The organism is Photobacterium carnosum, from assembly GCF_021236965.1.
Lineage (GTDB): Bacteria > Pseudomonadota > Gammaproteobacteria > Enterobacterales > Vibrionaceae > Photobacterium > Photobacterium carnosum.
Genome location: NZ_WMDN01000004.1, coordinates 78,786 through 94,537, shown reverse-complemented (window position 1 = coordinate 94,537; position 15,752 = coordinate 78,786). Strand labels below are relative to the sequence as shown.

Here is a 15,752-nt window from a genome sequence, read left to right as displayed (position 1 = left end):
TTCGTAATGCAGATCTTGGCTTATAAAACAGCGATATGTTCATTGGCCAGCATTTCTCGTAAGGCAATAAGCGGTAATCCCACCAAAGTATTTGGATCGCGTCCTTCTAACTTATTAAATAACGCAATGCCTAAACCTTCACTTTTAAAACTACCAGCACAGTAAAGTGGTTGTTCTTTAGTGACGTAATGTGCAATTTCATTATCAGTTAAGGTTCTAAAATGGACGTGGAAAGGTTCACAAATTACTTGGGCTATTTGTGTTTGTGCATTATATAAACACAAGCCTGTATAAAAAGTGATGACTTTACCACTGGCTGCGCGTAGCTGAGCACAAGCGTTCGCTTCGGTATGCGGTTTACCTAAAATGTCACCATCGATGACACATACTTGGTCTGAACCTATAATAAGGTGATGAGGATGCGATTCTGCGCAAGCTTGTGCTTTTGCTTGAGCTAATCGCTTTACTAAGGTTGTTGCTGACTCATTATCAAGTCTGGCTTCATTAACATTAGGGTTTGCTGTCGTAAAAGGTAGCTGAAGTTTTTCAAGTAGGCTTTTACGAAATGGCGAAGTAGATGCAAGAACAAGTGGTTGATTCATAAGCTATGATGAGTTATCTAAAGGAAAAAGTAGTATGAGTGTACTCATCGTCGTTATTCAAAGCCAGTAAGCCTATTTATTGATTGTTTTAATTTCAATGCAGACAGACGATGTTATCGTTACAGCACAATGGTATTATAAAGCGTAATTATTGATTTGAATTCCAACAAAGTTGTTATTGGTTAGCATTTGAACAATGATTGAGTGATCTTTCATCATTTTATCAGCAATCGTCAAGTGATTGAGTGATGGAGAAATAAAAACTTTTTAATGAGGAGAGGGAGTGAATGTTGAATGAATTTTCATGGCAGCATGAGAATTTTTCAAAAGCTGTTAATTCGGGCACATTTCCTTTGACTCAACCAGACTATAAGGCTAGTATTCGCGCCCTATGCAAAAGGTAAAATTGCCGATAAAGGTAGATCCAGTACGCACTGCACAGAAAAGACTCGACTATGATGGCATCATCAAAGCTGATCTTCTGTCCCGTTTAGCTGGCTCAACCCAGAGCGTAATAAGTGATGCAAACGTCAGCTTGTCTTTTGACCTTGATCAACGTCGTATTCCTTTTATTCGCGGAAACGCAAATATAGATGTGATGTTGACCTGTCAGCGATGTCAGGGAGAATTTCCACACACACTTAGTGTTGAATTCTGTTATAGTCCAGTTCGTGACGAAGAGGCTATTGACAAGTTACCGGAAGCCTATGAGCCGACAATTGTCGATGAAAATGGCGAGATTAATCTAATTGAACTCATCGAAGATGAATTGATGTTAGAGTTACCACAAGTTGCAAGACATGATGATGACGATTGTAAGATCGGCACTTATAACTTGTCTTTTGGTGATATCCCCGTTGCTAATGAGCGTCCGAATCCGTTTGCAGTATTAAAAAATCTTAAAAGTTAAATTTAACAGGAGTAGGGTTAATGGCCGTACAAAAGAGCAAAAAATCACGTGCAGCACGTGGTATGCGTCGTTCACATGATGCACTAACTACAGCAGCAGTATCTGTAGATTCAGTATCAGGTGAAACTCACCTACGTCACCATGTGACAGCTGACGGTTTCTACCGTGGCCGTAAGGTTATCAACAAGTAAGGTTGAACCTTAATGGGTCTTACCGTTGCACTTGATGCAATGGGCGGGGATTTCGGTCCTCAAGTAACAGTGCCTGCCGCCGTGCAGGCACTGTTACATTCGCCTGAGCTCAAACTCATTCTATTTGGTGATATTAGTGCTATCACTACCCAGTTAACACTTCTTAATAAGCTCAATCATCCTCGATTGTCTATCGTACATTGCGATAATGTTATAGCTAATGAAACTCGTCCATCACAAGCATTACGTCATAGTAAAGGTTCCTCAATGCGTATGGCTCTAGAAGCTGTTGCCGCAGGAGATGCTGACGCTTGTGTTAGTGCTGGTAATACGGGGGCATTAATGGCTTTATCTCGTTATGTACTGAAACAACTTCCCGGTGTTGAACGTCCTGCTTTAATTTCAGAAATTCCTAATCGCCACGCTAACCATACTTGGTTACTCGATCTAGGCGCAAATGTTTCCTGTGATGCAGATACCTTGTTTCAATTTGCTGTTATGGGATCGGTTGTTGCTGAACAAACATTAGGCACATCACCACGGGTTGCATTACTTAATATTGGCGAAGAAGCCATTAAAGGCAATGATCTGGTGAAACGTTGTGCTGAAATGTTGACTGAATCTCCTGATATTAATTACATTGGTTATATTGAAGGTCATCAATTATATTCAGATAAAGCGGATGTGATTGTGTGTGATGGTTTTGTCGGAAATGTAAGTTTAAAAACCAGTGAAGGGGTGGCTAACCTATTCATTGATTGTATTAAACGCAATATTGGACGTAACCCATTTAAGCGCCTAATTGCTAAATGGCTATTTCGTGAGCTGTTTAATAGTTTACAACAATTGAACCCCGACCAGTATAATGGCGCAAGTCTGTTAGGATTACGCGGTATTGTAGTGAAAAGCCATGGAAGTGCTGATACCACAGCTTTGGAGAATGCCATAAGCCAAGCGGTTTATGAGATTAAACGCCAAATACCGATGAAAATCAGTGACCGTCTGGAAGAGGTCTTATTAGAGAGGCATTATTAGTCTTCATGTATAGCAAAATTTTAGGAACTGGCAGCTATTTGCCAACACAAGTTCGCACCAATGCGGATTTAGAAAAAATGATAGATACTAGCGATGAGTGGATCGTTGCTCGTACTGGTATTCGTGAGCGTCGAATTTCATCCGCTGACGAAACGGTTGCCGTGATGGGTTACCATGCTTCTTTAAACGCGATTGAAATGGCGGGTATCAATAAAGAAGATATTGATCTTATTATTGTTGCAACGTCTAGTGCAAGCCATTCATTCCCGTCGGCTGCTTGCCAAGTGCAAGGTATGTTAGATATTAAAGGCTGTCCTGCTTTTGATCTATCTGCAGCATGTACTGGTTTTGTGTACGCATTAAGTGTCGCTGATCAGCATATCAAAACGGGCATGGCAAAAAATGTATTAGTGATTGGATCTGATGCACTTTCTCGTCATTGTGATCCTAAAGATCGTTCAACCATTATCTTATTTGGTGATGCGGCGGGTGCGGTCGTTCTTGGCGCAAGTGAAGAACAAGGTATCATTTCAACACATTTATATGCTGATGGTCATTTTGGTGGCTTATTAAGCCTTGCTGTGCCAGAGCATGATAAAGATTTTGATGCTAATACTTGGCTTTATATGGCAGGTAATGAAGTATTTAAAGTAGCAGTTACTCAACTGTCTAACTTAGTGAAAAATACGCTTATTGCCAATAATATGGATAAATCTGAACTTGATTGGTTAGTGCCACATCAAGCGAATATGCGTATTATTTCAGCCACAGCGAAAAAATTATCAATGTCGATGGATCAAGTGGTTGTCACACTGGATCGTCATGGTAACACCTCTTCAGCAACTGTACCGACTGCGTTAGATGAAGCAGTGCGTGATGGCCGTATTCAACGTGGTCAAACGTTATTATTAGAAGCGTTTGGTGGTGGTTTCACATGGGGCTCTGCACTAGTGAAATTTTAAACTGACTCACCATTGGGTTTAGTTTACGCGTTAAAAGAATTTTGCGATAAGGCAGACGGTTGCATATAGTTAACGCTGTCTTATTAGCCTATTAATTTACTGAACGATCAGTATATAAAGAATAAGGATTCTCAAATGTCTAAGTTCGCGATTGTTTTCCCTGGACAGGGTTCTCAAACTGTTGGCATGCTTGCTGATTTAGCAGAGCAATTTGATGTGGTTAAGCAGACGTTTTCTGAAGCTTCTGATGCTTTAGGGTATGATCTTTGGGCATTAGTTCAAAATGGTCCCGTTGAAGATTTAAACCAAACTCAACGTACACAGCCTGCATTATTAACAGCATCTGTCGCTATTTGGCGTGTATGGCAACAACAAGGTGGTGAACAACCGGTTGTTTTAGCTGGACATAGCTTGGGTGAATATTCAGCACTTGTATGTGCTGGTGTGATTGATTTCCAAGCAGCAGTTAAGTTAGTTGAACTTCGTGGTAAACTAATGCAACAGGCCGTTCCAGCAGGTGTTGGTGCAATGTCTGCAATTATTGGTTTAGATAACGATGCGATTGCCGCAGCATGTGCACAAGCCGCTGAAGATCAAGTGTGTTCTCCTGTTAACTTTAACTCGCCAGGTCAAGTGGTTATTGCGGGCAACAAAGAAGCAGTAGAGCGTGCCAATGTATTGTGTAAAGAAGCCGGAGCTAAGCGTGCATTACCATTGCCAGTTTCTGTTCCTTCACACTGTGCGTTAATGAAGCCTGCGGCAGATAAACTTGCTATCGCATTAGAAGGCTTAGCATTTAGTGCGCCGACTGTGCCTGTCATTAATAATGCAGACGTAGCGACTGAGATTGATCCTGTTGCAATTAAATTGGCACTTGTTAAGCAATTATACAATCCAGTTCGTTGGACTGAGTCAGTTGAGCGTATGGCATCTGAAGGCGTTGAAGAATTGCTAGAAATGGGGCCGGGTAAAGTATTAACTGGTCTTACCAAGCGTATTGATCGTGCTCTTAGCAGCCAAGCCGTAAATGATGTAGCATCATTAACCGCAGCATTAGCAAAGTAATTAAGCTTAGAAAGAGGATTTACAATGAGTCTGGAAGGTAAAATTGCACTAGTTACAGGTGCGAGTCGTGGTATCGGTCGTGCAATTGCTGAAATTTTGGCTGAGCGTGGCGCAACTGTAATCGGTACGGCAACATCTGAAAGCGGTGCTGATGCTATTAGTGCGTATCTTGGCGATCACGGTAAAGGTTTTGAATTAAACGTAACCTCACCAGAGTCAATTGAAGTCACATTAAAGCAAATTAAAGAACAATATGGCGATATTGACATTCTTGTTAATAACGCCGGTATTACTCGTGATAATCTACTCATGCGTATGAAAGAAGACGAATGGCAAGATGTTATGAATACCAACCTTACATCGATTTTCCGTCTGTCTAAAGCAGTGTTGCGTGCTATGATGAAAAAACGTCATGGTCGTATTATTAGTATTGGCTCTGTTGTTGGTACTATGGGTAACGCTGGACAAACAAACTATGCAGCTGCTAAAGCAGGTTTGCTTGGTTTTACAAAATCGATGGCACGCGAAGTTGCTTCTCGTGGAATCACCGTTAACGCAGTTGCACCCGGTTTTATTGAAACGGATATGACAAAAGCGCTAAATGATGATCAACGTGCTGCAACGTTAGCAAATGTTCCTGCTGGTCGTTTAGGCGATCCGCGTGAAATAGCAGCGGCTGTTGCTTTTTTAGCCTCTGATGAAGCTGCTTATATAACGGGCGAAACATTGCACGTTAATGGCGGCATGTATATGATTTAAGCAAATTTGTTGTAATACTTCATGATTCAAGTCAAATTGAACTATTTTTCTGGTTAAATCGTGGTTTGACCAGCATTATGAGTGTTGCAACTTTTGCTGTAATGCATAAACTACAACAAATCGCATTAGCGAATTCTTGTTAAAGGAAATATATTAGTATGAGCAACATCGAAGAACGCGTAAGAAAAATCATCATTGAGCAACTAGGCGTAGACGAAGCAGAAGTTAAAAACGAAGCATCTTTCGTTGACGATCTAGGTGCTGATTCTCTAGATACAGTTGAACTAGTAATGGCTCTTGAAGAAGAATTCGATACTGAAATCCCTGACGAAGAAGCTGAAAAAATTACTACTGTTCAATCTGCAATCGACTACGTAAACAGCGCACAGTAATATAAAAATGAATATTTCCAGGCGGTCATTATGACCGCCTGTTTTTTTTCACTTCCTGTTATATCCTCAATTCCCGGAGAAATTAATCGTGTCTAAGCGTCGTGTAGTTGTAACTGGCATGGGTATGCTTACCCCGGTTGGTAATTCTGTTGAATCTTCTTGGAAAGCTTTACAGTCTGGCACCAGTGGTATCAGTACCATTCAACATTTTGATGCAAGCGCCTTTGCTACTCAATTTGCCGGAATGATCAAAGATTTCAATTGCGAAGATTACATGTCTCGAAAAGATGCTCGCAAAATGGATTTATTTATCCAGTATGGCGTAGCAGCTGGCGTACAAGCATTCAAAGATTCTGGTTTTGAAGTTACTGAAGAAAATGCACCACGTATTGGTGTTGCTATTGGTTCTGGTATTGGTGGTTTAGGTTTAATTGAAGCTGGCCATCAAACATTGATCGACAAAGGACCACGTAAAATTAGTCCGTTCTTTGTACCATCAACAATTGTTAATATGATCGCAGGCCACATGTCTATCATGTACGGTCTACGTGGTCCAAATATCGCTATCTCTACAGCGTGTACGACGGGCCTTCATAACATTGGCCATGCTGCACGTATGATTGCATACGGTGATGCTGACGCAATGCTAGCGGGTGGTGCAGAAAAAGCATCAACAGAACTAGGCATGGCGGGTTTCGCTGCTGCAAAAGCATTATCAACACGTAATGATGATCCCCAAGCGGCTTCTCGTCCATGGGACAAAGATCGCGATGGTTTTGTATTAGGTGATGGTGCTGGTGTGATTGTGCTAGAAGAGTACGAACACGCTAAAGCTCGTGGCGCTAAAATTTATGCAGAGCTTGTTGGTTTTGGTATGAGTGGTGATGCTTACCACATGACGTCACCAAGTGCAGACGGTTCTGGTGGTGCATTAGCGATGGAAGCTTGTATTCGTGATGCGGGTATCAATGCTGATAAGATTGGCTACATCAATGCCCACGGCACATCAACGCCTGCTGGTGATAAAGCTGAAACATTAAGCATTAAACGCGCACTAGGTGCTGCGGCTGACAATGTGATGGTTTCATCAACTAAATCAATGACAGGTCACCTATTAGGTGCTGCTGGCTCTGTTGAATCAATCATTACTATTCTAAGTTTGATTGATCAAGTTGTACCACCAACAATTAACTTGGATAACCCAGGTGAAGGTTGTGATCTTGATTATGTTCCAGGTGAAGCGCGTCAAGCTAATCTAGAATACGCATTATGTAACTCATTCGGTTTTGGTGGCACTAACGGTTCGCTATTGTTTAAGAAAATTTAATTCGCTTATTTGCGTATTGAGTAATAAGTGCCATAAACTGATATGATTAAGTAGCCTGATATTTCGATATCGGGCTATTTTTTTATCTGTTAAAAGGAAGACGCAATGGCCTCAGTGAATGGTTGCGAACAACAGGTGCTTGCCATTACAGATAGAGCGACCCAGTATGGCGATGGTTGCTTTACAACAATGTTAGTTGAGCAACAATGTGTTCAGTTATGGCCATTGCATTTAGCTCGTTTGAAGGTGAGTCTGCAACGGTTAGCGATTACAGCACCAAATTGGCAGCAGGTATATACTGATGTAGTCGCGCTAGCATTACACTATCCTCATAAAGGTGGAATAAAAATATTAATTAGCCGTGGTAGTGGCGGGCGAGGGTATAATCCAAGTGGCTGTAATGATACTCAAGTAATTATTACCCATTTTAAATGGCCACAGCATTACCAGCAATGGCAACAGCAAGGGGTTACATTAGGCGTATGTCAGCAGCGAATGGGGAATAGCCCAATGCTTGCTGGGATGAAGCATTTAAATCGCCTTGAACAAGTGTTATTAAAACAAGAAATTGAACAAGCAGGTTGGGTTGATGCGATTGCACTTGATGGTGACAATCGAGTTATTGAAACCACGGTGGCCAATCTGTTTTGGCGTAAAGGCAATACTGTATATACTCCAGCGCTACAGCGTGCAGGCGTTGCAGGGGTGATGCGTCAACATGTCCTCGATATACTTGATGAGCTTAATTATGACTATCAAGTGGGGGATTTTGATCTGACGGCTGTATTTGCTGCTGATGAAGTTTTTATGACTAATGCATTGATGGCGTTAGTACCTGTTAATCAAATACAAACTACACAATATTGTGAACGTACAATGTTCAAAACACTATGGAAGAGGTTACATTCGTGCTAAAGAAGTTGATTATTGTGATTTTCCTGTTGGGCTTGTTAATGGCTGGCGTGGCAGGTTGGAGTTTTTTTCAAGTAAAATCGGCGCTTGATAAGCCCATACTGATTGAACAACAAACATTTATTACCGTGAAATCAGGCACCTCTTTTCGTGGGTTATTAACACAATTAAGTAATGAAAAAATTGTCACCTTATCGCCATGGCTGCGCTGGGTGGGGTATTTAGAGCCAGCATTGACGAATATTAAAGCGGGTACTTATGCGATTGAACCTCAAGCAACATTGCATTCAGTATTAACAATGATCACCGACGGTAAAGAATACCAATATGCGATCACGCTGGTGGACGGTGAGAGTTTTAGTGAATGGCGACAATTATTGCAAGCTGATCCGCATTTGATCCATACAACTGACAATATGACTCAAGCACAAATTAGCACCGCGGTTGGGATCGAGAATGATAAAATTGAAGGCTATTTTTTGCCAAACACTTATCATTTTACCGCTGGCACGAGTGATATAAGTATTTTAAAACGTGCACATGTTGCGATGATGAAAGAACTGGATCTTGCATGGCAGCAACGCGCTAAAGATACCCCATTAAAAACGCCTTACCAAGCATTGATCATGGCATCGATCATCGAAAAAGAAACCGCCGTGGCGAGAGAGCGTGGTTTAGTAGCATCGGTCTTTATGAATCGCTTACGTGCCAATATGCCATTACAAACTGATCCTACGGTGATCTACGGTATGGGTGATAAGTATGATGGCAATATTACTAAAAAAGATTTGCGCACTCCAACCGCTTACAACACTTATACCATGCGTGGTTTGCCGCCAACACCGATAGCCATGCCAAATAAAGCTTCTATTATGGCAGCGGTTGATCCGGACGACAGTGATTATTATTATTTTGTCGCGGATGGTAAAGGCGGTCACAAATTTTCAACTACGTTAGTCGAGCACAACCGCGCGGTTCGTGCCTATCTCAAAATATTAAGAACACAGAAATGATCGGTAAATTTATTGTCATCGAAGGCCTTGAAGGGGCTGGTAAAAGTACAGCGATAGCACAAGTTATAGCAACATTAGCTCAATATGGTATTGCAAACCCACAATCGACACGTGAACCTGGCGGCACACCGCTGGCAGAACAAATGCGCGCTTTAGTTAAGCAAGGTCATCCTGATGAGCCATTAACGGATATGGCAGAATTGCTGTTGTTATATGCAGCGCGAATTCAGTTAGTTGATAATGTAATAAAGCCTGCTTTAGCCGAAGGGCGTTGGGTCGTTGGTGATCGCCATGATATGTCATCACAGGCTTATCAAGGCGGTGGTCGTGGTTTTGATCAAGCATTGATGGAAAACTTGCGTGATATGGTTCTAGGGGATTTTCGTCCTGATCTGACTATCTATATGGATATTGATCCCGTATTAGGCTTACAACGTGCTCGTGGCCGTGGTGAGCTTGATCGTATTGAACAAATGGATATTAGTTTCTTTGAACGTGCTCGTGAGCGCTTTTTAGCATTATGTAATAATCAACCTAATGTGATTATTATTGATGCGAGCCAAACCTTAGAACGCGTTACTGCCGATTTAACCCAAGCATTACAGTCTTGGTTGGAGCAACAATAATAATGATATATCCATGGCAACAAACTTTGTGGCACAACTGGCAGCAGTTGCTTGAGCAACGACGTTTACACCATGCTATTTTGTTATTAGCGGCAAAAGGTAGTGGGCGAGGTGTGTTGGCACGACAATTATCGAAAACCGTACTTTGTCAAAATGCACAAACAGAGCCTTGTGGTGTTTGCCATAGTTGCCAGTTATTTGATGCTGAAAACCATCCTGACTTTCATGTTATTAAGCCTGAACAAGATGGCAAGCAAATTGGTGTCGATGCGGTTCGTCAGTGTAACCGTTGGGCAACGGAAACCTCACACCTCAATGGTCAGCGGGTTATTTTAATTGAAGACGCTGATTCTTTGGGTGAAGCGGGTGCTAATGCGATATTAAAAACTTTAGAAGAGCCACCTGCGGGCTGCCAATTTATATTAACGGCGCAAGGTTTAGATCGGTTATTACCGACAGTGATCAGTCGTTGTAATAAATGGCGTTTAAATCCACCTGAAGAAACTAATGTCAAAAGTTGGGTTGAAAGCCAACTTCAACAATCTATCTTTTTAGAAAGTGTACGGCTTAATAATGGTGCGCCATTAGCAACGTTGTCTTTCATTGAAAGTGGATTAGATATTCGTTACGGCCATTTAGTTAAAGCGTTTACTGAATTTGTACAACCGCCGCATATTGGTATTTATGATGTCGCGGCAATGTGTACTGCTGATGGTATTGTGACATTACAATTGCTCAGTTATTTTCTGGTTGATTGTTTAAAATGGCAACAAGGGACAACGCAATATCTTGTCCATCAAGAATCGCTACCTGCCGTTGAAGCTGTTGCGACCACAATACCAACCGCATTATTGTTAGAACAAGTGCGCAATCTTAATAACTTACATCGTCAATTAGCTAAACATACAGGGCTAAATATTGAGTTGTTAGTGGTTGAATGGTTAAGCGGATTTATTGGTCAGTAATTTTCACCATTAATGCTTTACCAGCACCGTTATGAAATGAAGCATAAGAATAAACAAGAGGAAAGCCTGTGTTAGTCGATTCACATTGTCATCTTGATAAACTTGATTACGATAAATTACATACAGGGATTGATGATGTATTAAATAAGGCCAAGGAACGTGGCGTTGAATATTTTCTATCTGTAGGGGTGACATTAGCCGCTTTTCCTAAAATGATGGAAATGATCGCACCTTACGATAACGTGTTTGCATCCTGTGGTATTCATCCACTCGATGTAGAGTCAGGGTATGACTCTGAGCAGTTTAAAGCCTTTGCGCGCCATGAAAAAGTGGTTGCGATTGGTGAAACTGGGCTTGATTATCACTATCAGCCTGAGACCGCAGAATTACAGCAAAAATTGTTCCGCGAGCAAGCACGTGTAGCGGTTGAATTAAATAAGCCGTTAATTATCCATACCCGTATGGCACGTGAAGATACTATGCGTATTTTACGTGAAGAAGGCGCAGAGAAGTGTGGTGGTGTATTACATTGCTTCACTGAAGATTTGGATATGGCATTAGCTGCGATTGAGCTAGGCTTTTATATCTCAATCTCTGGCATTGTGACGTTCAATACTGCGAGCGACTTAAAAAATGTGGTGAGTAAGTTACCGCTAGATCGCTTGTTGGTTGAAACCGATTCACCATTCTTAGCCCCAATTCCATACCGTGGTAAGCAAAACCAACCTGCTTATACCCGTGAAGTGGCTCAATATATTGCGCTATTAAAAGGCATTTCTGTTGAGGAAGTGGAACAAGCCACCACCAAAAACTTCTTTACGCTATTTTCATTAGCAAAACAGTAAAGCACAGTTTTGGTCTGACATTAAAGAGAAGCTTCGGCTTCTCTTTTTTTTGTTGCTGGAAAGGGGTTGGTGGTTGATGTGATATTTCTAAATGGTTGTAACACATACAATTCCCTGTGGGACATATAACAGATGTTATGTGAAATTGGTGCCTAAATTCATCGAAATGGGTCGGCTACGCGACATATATTCTTATTTGTTAGGCTAATTTTTCACGTGCATGATTGAAACTTAATTCGACACTTTTATCTGTATAGCCAGTATCTAGGTAACCCTGATGGTAAAGTTGAAACCATAATGATAAAGCAGCATTTAAGCCAAACTGATTTTTTTCAGGATCAATATTTTTTAAGTAGGTTTCTGGTACGAGCGCAAGATCTTCTGCATACCAACGAATCCCATTCAGTTGATGCACACCATTGTAACCAAAATCCAATAAATGATTACCATGAGCATATTTATCAACAGTAAGCTTATCTAAATACATACCATGAACATATACATTATTTTTCCAACACATTGCAACACATGCAGAAATATAACCTCTTGATTTCCAATAAGATAAAACCCAACCACTACAGAGGTAATAACGGTAATAAGGCTTTTCGTTAATTGAACCTATAGTTTCTTGTAAAATGAGGACACTTTCTGTTCCTCGATCTACTTTATCAACGGATAGCAAAACACCATCTAGGCAATCACTACCAGATTTATTCAATAACGAAGATAGAAATTCTTCAAATTTTGCTGGGCATTTGTAGAAATTATAAGTCGGATAAATCTCATCTGATGCACCGTCTAACCAGTCTCTGTTTATACCAAAAAGTTGACATGTTGAAGACAGGATTTTATCCGTTAGTTTCTCAAGTAGACGCTCATCGGTACTTACATCATGAAGGGTCAATCCTTGCCCAATCACTTTGGGAATCTGGTTTCTGTGTACACCGTGAGCTTCATAGAGTTGAACTAATCTTGTCGACAAGTCTGAGCTAGGATTAACATGACTTTTTAAGAATTTTTTTACCCGATCAAACAAAGATAAAAATGATTCTATCTCTCCAAACATCAATTGATTTCCTTTTGATTTACCTAATAGATTATTAATCAGGATTCTTACTTTTACGCAAGTATGCACTCATAAATTTCGTCGATCATATTCCATTTCATTAATAAATATCATGAGTTTGATAGTGTTTTTTGTCTTTTAATGGATTTTTCGAGGATGTAGAAAAGGGGCTTGTTGCAAATAATTTCACATTATAAAAAACTGATTTGACTATGAAGTGGCATAGCTACATGAATTTAGGTTTGATTAATCAAAGGTTAATAACGCTATCCCTTTCTTTTAAATAAGGGATAGCAACCATCATTCGCTTGCGAATGACATTGTACTATGTGGAAGCCCCTTCATTTATGGAGGGACGGATGTCCGCATTTATTGATTAAATAGGTAATAACACTATTCTAAATAGGCATACTTTTGCGTAAAAGTATACCTTATTAATATTGCCATTATTCCTATGCAACCACTTGAAATTCAAAAGTATGCCTACATATTGATATCATCAATGAATCAAATGTATGGATACATATGTCAATTCAAAATCTAAATGCTGGTGATATTGTTGTCAGCAACTTTGGTGTTTATCAGCACTGGTCTTTAGTCTCAGACTCTTTATGTAAAAAGGGGCTACCTATGCTCATTTCTGCAACCAAGCGAAATGGCACGGTTCAGGAAGAAAGCTGGGATGTAGTAACTCAGGGTAAATATACATATCCAGCTAAAGTTACTTATGACCGTCCTGTGCCAGAGGTACTCGAATTCGCTCGTTCTCAAATTGGCGAGTGGAAATACTCTTTAACAGACCGAAACTGTGAGCATTTTGCTAAATGGGCTACAGGGTTGAAAATGTCTTCGACTCAAGTTGTTGCCGGTGCAACTGGTGCTGTTTTAGGCGTAAGTCTAGTTGGTTTATGCTCAGAAAATCCGAAGTTTGCTAATTTTCTTGGCGGTGTCTTAGCTTTGGGTACTTTAGCTGTTTTAGTTACCAAAGCCGTCGAGAAAAAATAGGTATAACAGATAAGGATATGTGTCGCGCAGCTGACACCTATCCTTATCTGTTATAGCTCAACCCAGATTAGGTATGAGTTCTTTAATGAATCGTCCTCAACACTTTTAGCACGAGCAACTACCTCGGACAAATATTTATTCGCTTCTTTTGAACTCGAAAACCTCTTTCCAACACGCCCTTCAATTAACAGTTCAGAGAACAAACCCCAACGCATTTTAATAAACATTCGTCTATATGAACTTTTTACTTTTGCGTTGAGGTTGTAATACCAACCAGTTTTCCGCTGTGCCGTCGTAGGCCGCCAAAATATACAATGATGCAAACAGACTTTTTTTACATCTCGATTTATAAATGTTGGTAAGCAGTAGTAGATATCATCGAACTTGAGAATGTCCGCAAGTTGCTGTGAAGGCTGATTAAAAACCCATTTTAGTTTATTCTTTTTGCCTGCTAACATAGCCTTCTTCATTTGTAAGCCAATAAATGCGCCATTTGCCAAAAGGTGCTCATCTGCGGGCCAGTATTTTTCTGACTGTACTCCGACAGCCCAAATAGAGCAGCTAATGCCAAGGTTTTCAAAATAAGATTCAATTTCAGCTACTATCCAGCCTTCATACTCTCGCTCCATAGGAGCTGAGTGTTTTATATTATTGTACATAAATCTCCTGAGTTATAACGCTTGCATGACACGTTTGCTACGATACAGGCTTAGCTGAATTTTACTGCTAAAGGCAAACCGACAACGCCGAGTGTAGCAAATCGTGTTGATGCATTTGTTGAACGAAGCCGCTACGCGGCAGAGTAAAGCAGACAGCGATTAAGCTACCACTACAATCGGGTATTAGTTTATCTACGAGATCTTGAAGTTGAACTCGTTGTTATGTGCTTCTAAATACTTTTCAAATCGATCACGGTGAACTTCGCTTAGCTCTTCAGAGCAAAGTTCTTCGCCGCTTTGAATACCCAGGCCTTTTAACAACGAAGCATTAAGCTTGGGCGATAACTGCGATATGTACTTCGAGCCTTTTTTGGTAAATGTTAGTAAGTGAGCGTCAAATAGTTTATCAATATGAGCACAAAGCAGGATACCATTTGCACCATCAAGCCTCTGCTCATCACTTTCACATTTGGACCAAGGTACTATATGAGATGCAATTAAAATCTCGCGTACACTTGTAAGGGTTAACGCACACCTCTCACCATTACCCCATGAGTTGATAACGTTTTGTCTAAATTGTCCCTGCCCAACACGCGAGAGCACTAAGCTTTCTCGCTCTGTCTTTTCGGTAGTAGTGCCGAATATGTCGTCAACGTCTTGCGCTACATTGGGTAAAGGCATTTTTGCGTACTTTGCTTTATGGTTACCGACCGCATAGTAATCACCACCAATAATCTCGAGGGACATGTCAGATACTTCTTCTATGTACCCTTTTATCTTGGCGCTGCCTGTATCTGCATAAGCGTCGTTATCTTCATCCCATATTATAGGGAATGTTCTTAATGAATAACCTTCATTTTCTACCAGCTTGATATACTCCAGAGCTTCGCCAAATGCATTAACCCTACGTCCTTTGTTATTGAACTCCCAGTCCATAGCAAAAATTAATGATCTGTCTCGGTCTGTATTGACATCCCACGCACCAAAATATACTTCCTTGTCTTCGTTATTAACAAAGGCCCACCCATAACGAGCATTGCGATTTGTTGCGCCGTAGGATTCCATGAATTTTTTACGTGACATTGTCAACCTTCACTTAATAGTTAGTGTTTCTTTGTTTTTATATAGGAGTTATTTATATAGTGAATTATCACCAAATCAGTAGACACGGTTTAATTTGGTAATTAATCAACTAGGCACATATTGATTCATTATAAAAATTTGGTCAAACATAGACTTGTGAAGCTGTGATGAACAGTAACCCTAAATGATAATGGAGCAAAAATTAGTCACATACTTTAAGTCGTCATTTAAAGTATACCCCAATGAAACCAGCTCACCTTACTGCCCAACCCGCATTGCAGCATTTAAGAAACCATTCATAATAAACTGATTAAGAAAACCAACTTAAATTGAAC

The 15,752-nt window shown here is 40.5% G+C and carries 18 protein-coding genes; 14 read left to right on the top strand and 4 right to left on the bottom strand.

Annotated elements, in window-relative coordinates; translation table 11 throughout:
- Positions 1-20: 20 nt before the first annotated feature.
- A complete protein-coding gene (locus tag GLP24_RS05610) occupies positions 21-602 on the bottom strand; it encodes a Maf family protein (protein ID WP_152653107.1) in 582 nt (193 codons plus the stop codon).
- A 391-nt stretch (positions 603-993) separates the two neighbouring features.
- On the opposite strand from GLP24_RS05610, the gene yceD reads away from it, so the two are divergent.
- The 13 genes from yceD to GLP24_RS05545 all read left to right on the top strand — a co-directional run bounded on the left by yceD (position 994) and on the right by GLP24_RS05545 (position 11,604).
- Positions 994-1,512, top strand: a complete 519-nt coding sequence (gene yceD, locus GLP24_RS05605; RefSeq protein WP_101769014.1) for a 23S rRNA accumulation protein YceD — start codon at positions 994-996, stop codon at positions 1,510-1,512.
- Between the two features lie 20 nt (positions 1,513-1,532).
- Positions 1,533-1,703 carry a 50S ribosomal protein L32 gene (gene rpmF, locus GLP24_RS05600; RefSeq protein ID WP_101769015.1) on the top strand — a complete coding sequence of 57 codons (171 nt, stop codon included), beginning with the start codon at positions 1,533-1,535 and terminating at the stop codon, positions 1,701-1,703.
- Between the two features lie 12 nt (positions 1,704-1,715).
- Positions 1,716-2,738 (top strand): phosphate acyltransferase PlsX, encoded by a 1,023-nt coding sequence (plsX, locus tag GLP24_RS05595; RefSeq protein WP_101769016.1) that lies wholly within the window; start codon positions 1,716-1,718, stop codon positions 2,736-2,738.
- 5 nt (positions 2,739-2,743) lie between these two features.
- Positions 2,744-3,700, top strand: a complete 957-nt coding sequence (locus GLP24_RS05590; protein ID WP_101769017.1) for a beta-ketoacyl-ACP synthase III — start codon at positions 2,744-2,746, stop codon at positions 3,698-3,700.
- Between the two features lie 135 nt (positions 3,701-3,835).
- Entirely contained in the window at positions 3,836-4,765 is a 930-nt protein-coding gene (fabD, locus tag GLP24_RS05585; RefSeq protein ID WP_232615661.1) for an ACP S-malonyltransferase, read from the top strand.
- Positions 4,766-4,789: 24 nt separating this feature from the next.
- Positions 4,790-5,524, top strand: a complete 735-nt coding sequence (fabG, locus tag GLP24_RS05580; protein ID WP_101769019.1) for a 3-oxoacyl-ACP reductase FabG — start codon at positions 4,790-4,792, stop codon at positions 5,522-5,524.
- 158 nt (positions 5,525-5,682) lie between these two features.
- Positions 5,683-5,916 (top strand): acyl carrier protein, encoded by a 234-nt coding sequence (gene acpP, locus GLP24_RS05575; RefSeq protein WP_101769020.1) that lies wholly within the window; start codon positions 5,683-5,685, stop codon positions 5,914-5,916.
- 88 nt (positions 5,917-6,004) lie between these two features.
- A complete protein-coding gene (gene fabF / locus GLP24_RS05570; protein WP_101769021.1) occupies positions 6,005-7,243 on the top strand; it encodes a beta-ketoacyl-ACP synthase II in 1,239 nt (412 codons plus the stop codon).
- Between the two features lie 105 nt (positions 7,244-7,348).
- Positions 7,349-8,158, top strand: coding sequence for an aminodeoxychorismate lyase (gene pabC, locus GLP24_RS05565; RefSeq protein WP_232615660.1), 810 nt, complete (start codon positions 7,349-7,351; stop codon positions 8,156-8,158).
- Positions 8,152-9,168, top strand: a complete 1,017-nt coding sequence (gene mltG, locus GLP24_RS05560; protein ID WP_232604105.1) for an endolytic transglycosylase MltG — start codon at positions 8,152-8,154, stop codon at positions 9,166-9,168. Before pabC ends, mltG begins: the two co-directional genes overlap by 7 nt.
- Entirely contained in the window at positions 9,165-9,794 is a 630-nt protein-coding gene (tmk, locus tag GLP24_RS05555) for a dTMP kinase (protein ID WP_232599890.1), read from the top strand. The genes mltG and tmk overlap by 4 nt, the downstream gene beginning before the upstream one ends.
- A gap of 2 nt (positions 9,795-9,796) precedes the next feature.
- Positions 9,797-10,759 carry a DNA polymerase III subunit delta' gene (holB, locus tag GLP24_RS05550; protein WP_232615659.1) on the top strand — a complete coding sequence of 321 codons (963 nt, stop codon included), beginning with the start codon at positions 9,797-9,799 and terminating at the stop codon, positions 10,757-10,759.
- Positions 10,760-10,827: 68 nt separating this feature from the next.
- A complete protein-coding gene (locus GLP24_RS05545; RefSeq protein ID WP_101769026.1) occupies positions 10,828-11,604 on the top strand; it encodes a TatD family hydrolase in 777 nt (258 codons plus the stop codon).
- A 199-nt stretch (positions 11,605-11,803) separates the two neighbouring features.
- Here the strand turns inward: GLP24_RS05545 and GLP24_RS05540 are convergent, their stop codons facing one another.
- Complete coding sequence (locus tag GLP24_RS05540; RefSeq protein ID WP_232615658.1) at positions 11,804-12,670, bottom strand: hypothetical protein; 867 nt, start codon at positions 12,668-12,670, stop codon at positions 11,804-11,806.
- A gap of 525 nt (positions 12,671-13,195) precedes the next feature.
- On the opposite strand from GLP24_RS05540, the gene GLP24_RS05535 reads away from it, so the two are divergent.
- Positions 13,196-13,675, top strand: a complete 480-nt coding sequence (locus tag GLP24_RS05535) for a lecithin retinol acyltransferase family protein (RefSeq protein WP_232615657.1) — start codon at positions 13,196-13,198, stop codon at positions 13,673-13,675.
- Positions 13,676-13,725: 50 nt separating this feature from the next.
- Here GLP24_RS05535 and GLP24_RS05530 read toward each other — a convergent pair whose 3' ends face one another.
- Positions 13,726-14,334, bottom strand: coding sequence for a hypothetical protein (locus tag GLP24_RS05530; RefSeq protein WP_232615656.1), 609 nt, complete (start codon positions 14,332-14,334; stop codon positions 13,726-13,728).
- Positions 14,335-14,526: 192 nt separating this feature from the next.
- Complete coding sequence (locus GLP24_RS05525) at positions 14,527-15,417, bottom strand: HNH endonuclease (RefSeq protein WP_232615655.1); 891 nt, start codon at positions 15,415-15,417, stop codon at positions 14,527-14,529.
- Positions 15,418-15,752 lie beyond the last annotated feature (335 nt).